The organism is Brevundimonas sp. VNH65, assembly GCF_049445955.1.
Taxonomy (GTDB): domain Bacteria; phylum Pseudomonadota; class Alphaproteobacteria; order Caulobacterales; family Caulobacteraceae; genus Brevundimonas.
In genome coordinates, this window is the sequence record NZ_JBMSDX010000022.1 from 1 (window position 1) to 1,272 (window position 1,272).

Genomic DNA, 1,272 nt, shown 5'->3' on the forward strand with positions numbered 1-1,272 from the left:
TGACGTGACCCCCGTTTCTCATCCAGCCATAACAAGAGTCCGTCGTTGATCTGAGCTGGGGTTGTTGGGGTTGGCAAGAGGCCGGTCTGCGCAGCCATCAACCAGCGCAGCAGGCCGGCCGATCTGTCCAGCAAGCGCTTCGGCATAGGCCTTTGGCGTCAGCCAGCCGAGCCTGGAGTGCGGTCGGGCTTCGTTGTAGTCGCGCCGCCAGGATTCCAGCACGATGCGGGCGTGTGGCAGCGACCGGAACAGAGTTTCGTTCAGCAGCTCGTCGCGTAGACGGCCGTTGAAGCTCTCGTTGAAGCCGTTCTGCTGGGGCTTGCCCGGCGCGATGTAGTGCCAGCCGACGTTGGCCTCGTCGGCCCATGCCAGGATGACGTTTGAGGTCAGCTCCGTGCCGTTATCGCTGACGATGGTGTCCGGACGCCCGCGCTGCTGGATGATGGCGTCCAGCTCCCGCGCCACGCGTGCGCCTGACAGCGACGTATCGGCCACCAGCGCCAGGCACTCGCGGGTGCAGTTGTCGATCACCGTCAGGATGCGGAAGCGTCTGCCGTCGGTCAGCTGGTCGGAGACGAAGTCCAGCGACCAGCGCTGGTTGGCCGCCAGCGGCGTTTCCAGCGGTCGTCGCGTGCCCATGGCCCGCTTGCGACCGCCGCGGCGGCGAACTGACAGCTTCTCCTCGCGGTAGAGCCGCTGGACCCGCTTGCGGTTCACCGCGTGGCCTTCGCGTCGAAGCATCACGTGCAGGCGTCGATAGCCGAACCGCCGCCGCTCCTGCGCCAATGCCTTCAGTCGATCCCGCAGGACTCCGTCGTCCGGCCGGACGGCCTGGTAGCGAACGCTCGCACGATCGACGCCCAGCACCCGGCACGCCCGCCGCTCGCTCATCTCGTAGGCAGACCGCAGGTGCGCCGCCGCCTCCCGACGCGCAGCGGGCGTCACCACTTTTTTCCCAGAAGGTCCTTCAGCGCGACGTTGTCCAGCATCGCGTCCGCCAACATCCGCTTCAGCTTCGCGTTCTCGTCCTCCAACGCCTTCAGCCGCCTGGCCTCCGACACGTCCATGCCGCCGAACTTGGCCTTCCACTTGTAGAAGGTCGCCGAGCTGACGCCGTGCCGCCGGCAGACCTCCGCCGTCGCTACACCGGCCTCCTGCTCCCGCAGGATCCCGATGATCTGCTCTTCCGTGAACCGTGACCGCTTCATTCTGTCCGTCCTTTCGAGGGGCGGACTCTAGCTATTCCTGGAGGAGTTTCAGGGGGTCACGTCA

At 66.3% G+C, this 1,272-nt stretch carries 1 protein-coding gene; it reads right to left on the bottom strand.

Annotated features, from left to right (window positions below; translation table 11 throughout):
* Nucleotides 1–18: 18 nt before the first annotated feature.
* A protein-coding gene (locus ACO2Q1_RS17175) for an IS3 family transposase (protein WP_423330680.1) occupies nt 19–1,208 on the bottom strand; the annotation gives its coding sequence in 2 pieces (ribosomal slippage) (nt 19–950 and nt 950–1,208; 1,191 coding nt in all).
* Between the last annotated feature and the right edge of the window lie 64 nt (nt 1,209–1,272).